Source organism: Pseudomonas sp. GW822-FHT03F04 (assembly GCF_058801405.1).
Genome location: NZ_JBXANF010000009.1, coordinates 295,979 through 302,302 on the forward strand (window position 1 = coordinate 295,979; position 6,324 = coordinate 302,302).

Here is a 6,324-nt window from a genome sequence, read left to right on the forward strand (position 1 = left end):
CTGTACAGGGACTGCCAGAAGCAGACCCTCTCGGCAGATCATGAGGCGCATATCCGCGTCGACCTGTTACACCCGCAACGCGTTACCTCGCGCTGGGTGGGAAAGGCCCGCAACACTTGGGACGATCCCAATACTTGCTCAGTCAGTGCTGACGTAGTCGGCGACCACCGTCGCTCATGCTCTGCCGAGAAGTAAACCTATTAAGACCCGTTCGCTTTTTTGTGGACGGTATTCTGGCGTTTTAGAGGTGAACAACGTGGAGCTTTTATCTGGCGGTGAGATGCTCGTCCGCTTCTTGCGTGACGAAGGCGTCAAATATATTTACGGGTACCCGGGTGGTGCTCTTCTTCATGTTTACGATGCCCTGTTCAAAGAACCGGAAGTGACCCACATCCTGGTTCGTCACGAACAAGCGGCTACCCATATGGCTGACGGCTACGCCCGTGCCACCGGTAAAGCCGGCGTGGTACTGGTGACTTCCGGTCCAGGCGCCACAAACGCCATCACCGGTATTGCCACGGCCTACATGGACTCGATTCCGATGGTGATCATTTCCGGTCAGGTGCCAAGCACCATGGTCGGCACCGACGCGTTCCAGGAAACCGACATGATCGGTATCTCCCGGCCGATCGTGAAGCACAGCTTCATGATCAAGCACGCGTCCGAAATCCCGGAAGTCATGAAGAAAGCCTTCTACCTGGCGCAATCCGGTCGTCCGGGCCCGGTCGTGGTCGATATCCCGAAAGACATGACCAACCCGGCCGAGAAGTTCGAATACATCTTCCCGAAGAAAGCCAAACTGCGTTCCTACAGCCCGGCCGTTCGCGGTCACTCCGGGCAAATCCGCAAGGCGGCAGAAATGCTCCTGGCGGCCAAGCGTCCCGTGCTGTACTCCGGCGGTGGCGTGATTCTCGGCAACGGCTCCGCGCCGCTGACCGAACTGGCGCAAATGCTCAACCTGCCGGTCACCAATACCTTGATGGGCCTGGGTGGCTACCCTGGCACTGACCGTCAGTTCATCGGCATGCTCGGCATGCACGGCAGTTACACCGCCAACCTGGCGATGCACCATGCCGATGTGATCCTGGCGGTCGGTGCGCGTTTCGACGATCGCGTGATCAACGGCGCGCCGAAGTTCTGCCCGAACGCCAAGATCATTCACATCGACATCGACCCGGCTTCGATTTCCAAGACCATCAAGGCTGACGTGCCAATCGTTGGCCCGGTGGAGAGCGTCCTGACCGAAATGGTCGCGATCCTCAAGGAAATCGGCGAAACCCCGAACAAGGAAGCGGTCGCCAGCTGGTGGAAGCAAGTCGACGAGTGGCGCGGTGATCGCGGCCTGTTCCCTTACGACAAGGGCGACGGCAGCAAGATCAAGCCGCAGACCGTGATCGAAACCCTGTGCGAAGTGACCAAGGGCGATGCCTTTGTGACCTCCGATGTGGGCCAGCACCAGATGTTTGCTGCGCAGTACTACAAGTTCAACAAGCCGAACCGCTGGATCAACTCCGGTGGTCTGGGCACGATGGGCTTCGGTCTGCCGGCCGCGATGGGTATCGCCTTGAGCTTCCCTGAGTCTGACGTTGCGTGCGTCACCGGTGAAGGCAGCATCCAGATGAACATCCAGGAGCTGTCGACCTGCCTGCAATACGGTTTGCCGGTCAAGATCGTGATCTTGAACAACGGTGTACTGGGCATGGTTCGTCAGTGGCAAGACATGAGTTACGGCAGCCGTCACTCGCACTCCTACATGGAATCGCTGCCTGATTTCGTCAAGCTGGCCGAGGCCTATGGTCACGTCGGCGTGCGCATCACCGAATCGAAAGATTTGAAGTCGAAGATGGAAGAAGCGTTCGCCCTGAAGGATCGCCTGGTGGTGCTCGACATTTCGGTCGACACCAGCGAGCACGTCTATCCGATGCAGATCAAAGACGGCTCCATGCGCGATATGTGGCTGAGCAAGACGGAGCGTACCTAATCATGCGGCACATTATTTCCTTGCTTCTGGAAAACGAACCCGGTGCTTTGTCTCGCGTAGTCGGCCTGTTCTCGCAGCGCAACTACAACATTGAAAGCCTGACCGTGGCGCCAACCGAAGACCCGACCCTGTCGCGTCTGACGCTGACCACTGTCGGCCACGATGAAATCATCGAGCAGATCACCAAAAACCTGAACAAGCTGATCGAAGTGGTCAAGCTGGTGGACCTGTCGGAAAGTGCTCACATCGAGCGCGAACTGATGCTGGTCAAGGTCAAGGCCACTGGCGCCCAGCGCGCCGAGATCAAACGCACCACCGATATTTACCGTGGACAGATCGTCGACGTCAGCGCCAGCGTGTATACCGTTCAACTGACCGGTACCAGCGACAAGCTCGACAGCTTCATTCAGTCCATCGGCACCGCATCGATTCTGGAAACCGTCCGTAGTGGCGTCACCGGTATTGCCCGCGGCGACAAAGTACTCAGCATCTAAACCAAATTAGCGAATGGCCTGAACGGCCTGGATATAAAGGGGAAATTCATGAAAGTTTTCTACGATAAAGACTGCGACCTGTCGATCATCCAGGGCAAGAAAGTTGCCATCATCGGTTACGGCTCTCAGGGCCACGCTCAAGCGTGCAACCTGAAAGACTCCGGTGTCGACGTTACCGTCGGTCTGCGTAAAGGTTCGGCTACCGTTGCCAAGGCTGAAGCCCACGGCCTGAAAGTGACTGACGTTGCTTCCGCCGTTGCTGCTGCCGACCTGGTCATGATCCTGACCCCGGACGAGTTCCAGTCTTCCCTGTACAAGAACGAAATCGAGCCGAACATCAAGAAAGGCGCCACCCTGGCCTTCTCCCACGGCTTCGCGATCCACTACAACCAGGTTGTTCCGCGTGCCGACCTCGACGTGATCATGATCGCGCCGAAAGCCCCGGGCCACACCGTACGTTCCGAGTTCGTGAAAGGCGGCGGTATCCCTGACCTGATCGCGATCTACCAGGACGCCTCGGGCAACGCCAAGAACGTTGCTCTGTCCTACGCCGCCGGTGTTGGTGGCGGTCGTACCGGCATCATCGAAACCACCTTCAAGGACGAGACCGAAACCGACCTGTTCGGCGAACAAGCCGTTCTGTGCGGCGGTACCGTTGAACTGGTAAAAGCCGGTTTCGAAACCCTGGTTGAAGCTGGCTACGCGCCGGAAATGGCCTACTTCGAGTGCCTGCACGAACTGAAACTGATCGTTGACCTCATGTACGAAGGCGGTATCGCCAACATGAACTACTCGATCTCCAACAACGCTGAGTACGGCGAGTACGTGACTGGCCCGGAAGTGATCAACGCCGAGTCCCGTCAGGCCATGCGCAACGCCCTGAAACGTATTCAGGACGGCGAATACGCCAAAATGTTCATCAGCGAAGGCGCAACCGGCTACCCTTCGATGACCGCCAAGCGTCGTAACAACGCCGCTCACGGTATCGAAATCATCGGCGAGCAACTGCGCTCCATGATGCCGTGGATCGGTGCCAACAAGATCGTCGACAAAGCCAAAAACTAAGTCGTCGACCCTTGTATGAAAAAACGCGGCCTCGGCCGCGTTTTTTCGTATGGGCGGGCGGTTCTGGTATAAAGCTGCATCGTTTGTGGCCGAACCGTCGTCCCAGACACCTGTCGAAAATGTCCAATCCGTTGCAAGGTAATGTCCATGAGCGAACGTCCCGAAGAGCCGAACCAGGCTTCAGACGCCGAAAGCCTGCTGCCCATCGATGAGCATGTCGAAGAAGGGCATGACGCAGAAGGTCGTAAAGTCCGGCATCGTGGTATCTATCTTTTGCCGAATCTGTTCACCACTGCGAACCTGTTTGCAGGGTTCTATTCCATCATCAATTCGATGAGTGCCCAGGCTGCGTTGAGCGCCGGGGATTCGGCGAGTGCGAGCAAGTACTTCGCCTTCGCGGCTATCGCGATTTTTGTCGCCATGGTGCTCGATGGTCTCGACGGCCGTGTGGCACGCATGACCAATACCCAAAGTGCATTCGGTGCCGAGTACGACTCGCTGTCGGACATGGTTGCCTTTGGCGTCGCGCCGGCATTGCTGGCATTCGGTTGGGCCTTGGGTGACATGGGCAAGGTCGGCTGGATGGTCGCCTTCATCTATGTGGCTGGCGCAGCGTTGCGTCTGGCGCGCTTCAATACTCAGGTGGGCACCGCAGACAAGCGCTACTTCATCGGTCTGGCCAGTCCGGCAGCTGCCGGTGTGGTCGCGGGGATTGTCTGGGCGTTCAGCGATTACGGGATCCAGGGTTCGAAGATGTCGTTCCTGGTTGCACTGATGGTGGCGGCTGCCGGCATGCTGATGGTCAGCAACATCAAGTACAACAGCTTCAAGGAGCTGGACCTGAAAGGGCGCGTACCATTCGTGGCGATCCTGGCGGTGGTGCTGGTGTTCGCCGTGGTGTTCAGTGATCCTCCGCGTATTCTGCTGTTGGTGTTCCTTGCCTATGCGGCCTCGGGCCCTGTGCAGTACCTGTTGCATCTTCGTCGCCACAAAAACGTCGAGTGATGTAATTTCCCTCATACTCCGCAGTCTATGGGTGCATCTGTCCTCCAAAACTGCGGAGTTGTCATGCTGATCAAAATCCCCAAAGCGTCCGACTGCCACGAGTCGGACGTCACGCCTGAATCCATTTATCTCTCTCGCCGGCAATTGCTCGGAGCAACTGCGGCAGGCTTGGCCGTGAGCAGCTTGCCGCGTTGGGCCAGTGCCGAAGAGGCCGCCCGTTATGCCGATGTCGAGTCTGGCAATGCGCCCGCCTGGTTTACCGAGAAGCAGCCTTCTATTAAATGGGGCGCCGTGAACGTCAAGGATGAGGCGATCACGCCTTATAAGGACGCGACCCACTACAACAACTTCTATGAGTTCGGTACCGACAAGGGGGATCCGGCGGCGAATGCCGGATCGCTGAAGACCGAACCCTGGAGTGTGGTGGTGGACGGGGAGGTGGGGAAACCGGGGCGCTATGCACTGGAAGACTTCATGAAGCCTTATCAGTTGGAGGAGCGCATCTATCGCCTGCGTTGTGTCGAGGCGTGGTCGATGGTCATCCCCTGGATCGGTTTCCCTGTTTCGGCGCTGCTCAAGCAGGTGGAGCCGACGTCCAACGCCAAATACATTCGTTTTGAAACCTTGCAGGATCCGAAGAGCATGCCCGGACAGCGGTCGGGATTTGCCCTGATCGACTGGCCTTATGTAGAAGGCTTGCGTCTGGATGAGGCGATGAATCCATTGGCGATCCTGGCAGTGGGCATGTACGGCCGTGAATTGCCGAATCAGAACGGCGCGCCGTTGCGTCTGGTGGTGCCATGGAAGTATGGCTTCAAGAGTGTCAAATCCATCGTGCGGATCAGTCTGGTCAGTGAGCAGCCAAAGACGACCTGGCAAAGCATTGCAGCGGACGAGTATGGGTTTTATGCCAATGTGAACCCGACGGTTGATCACCCTCGCTGGACTCAGGCTCGGGAACGACGTCTTCCTAATAGTCTGTTCAAGCCGAATGTGCGTGATACGCAGATGTTCAACGGCTACTCGGACGAAGTCGCTTCTTTATATACAGGGCTCGATCTACGGAAGAATTACTGATGCGATATCCGTTCTGGCGTGTGGGCGTTTTTATTGCGGCGGCTATCTGGCCGTTGTGGTGGTTCTATCAGGCCTTTGAGGATCTGCTCGGGCCAGACCCCGGAAAAGTCCTGGTTGATCGACTTGGGCTCGGGACATTGGTATTGCTGTTGATCACTTTGAGCATGACGCCGCTGCAGAAGCTTACGGGGTGGGCAGGGTGGATCGCTGTGCGCCGGCAGTTGGGGCTCTGGTGTTTTGCGTATGTGGTTTTGCATTTATGCAGCTATATGGCGTTCATCCTGGGTTTCGACTGGTCGCAGTTGGGAGTGGAGTTGCGCAAACGCCCGTACATAATTGTCGGTACGCTTGGATTCCTGGGGTTGCTGGCATTGGCGGTGACGTCCAACCGTTATAGCCAGCGCCGTTTGGGCGCGCGCTGGAAGAAGTTGCACCGGCTGGCGTATGTGATTCTCGGGCTTGGATTGCTGCATATGCTGTGGATTGTGCGCGCCGATCTCAAGGAGTGGGCGGTCTATGCCTCTATAGGTGGGCTGCTGCTTGTGCTGCGGCTTCCGCTGGTAGCCCGCCGAATCCCGCGTTTGCCGGGTAAAAGGCAGGTTTTGCAAGAAAAGCGTAATTAAGAGTTGACGGCAGATTCTGGAGGCCTATAATTCGCCCCACTTCCGGCGCAGTCGAAACGGAAAACTCCTTGAAACTCAA

At 57.2% G+C, this 6,324-nt stretch carries 6 protein-coding genes; all 6 read left to right on the forward strand.

All coding sequences use genetic code 11. The annotated features are described in order from the left end of the window. Positions 1–256: 256 nt before the first annotated feature. The gene (locus tag AC1RMX_RS22415; RefSeq protein ID WP_096820933.1) at positions 257–1,981 is read left to right on the forward strand and encodes an acetolactate synthase 3 large subunit; all 1,725 of its coding nucleotides are present in this window, start codon (positions 257–259) and stop codon (positions 1,979–1,981) included. A 2-nt stretch (positions 1,982–1,983) separates the two neighbouring features. Beyond that, positions 1,984–2,475 (forward strand): acetolactate synthase small subunit, encoded by a 492-nt coding sequence (gene ilvN, locus AC1RMX_RS22420; RefSeq protein ID WP_003205610.1) that lies wholly within the window; start codon positions 1,984–1,986, stop codon positions 2,473–2,475. A gap of 48 nt (positions 2,476–2,523) precedes the next feature. Further along, positions 2,524–3,540 carry a ketol-acid reductoisomerase gene (gene ilvC, locus AC1RMX_RS22425; protein ID WP_003228216.1) on the forward strand — a complete coding sequence of 339 codons (1,017 nt, stop codon included), beginning with the start codon at positions 2,524–2,526 and terminating at the stop codon, positions 3,538–3,540. A 147-nt stretch (positions 3,541–3,687) separates the two neighbouring features. Continuing rightward, complete coding sequence (gene pssA / locus AC1RMX_RS22430) at positions 3,688–4,545, forward strand: CDP-diacylglycerol--serine O-phosphatidyltransferase (RefSeq protein ID WP_096820923.1); 858 nt, start codon at positions 3,688–3,690, stop codon at positions 4,543–4,545. Positions 4,546–4,608: 63 nt separating this feature from the next. Next, complete coding sequence (gene msrP / locus AC1RMX_RS22435; RefSeq protein WP_493073043.1) at positions 4,609–5,622, forward strand: protein-methionine-sulfoxide reductase catalytic subunit MsrP; 1,014 nt, start codon at positions 4,609–4,611, stop codon at positions 5,620–5,622. Continuing rightward, positions 5,622–6,245, forward strand: a complete 624-nt coding sequence (gene msrQ / locus AC1RMX_RS22440) for a protein-methionine-sulfoxide reductase heme-binding subunit MsrQ (protein ID WP_096820925.1) — start codon at positions 5,622–5,624, stop codon at positions 6,243–6,245. The genes msrP and msrQ overlap by 1 nt, the downstream gene beginning before the upstream one ends. Positions 6,246–6,324 lie beyond the last annotated feature (79 nt).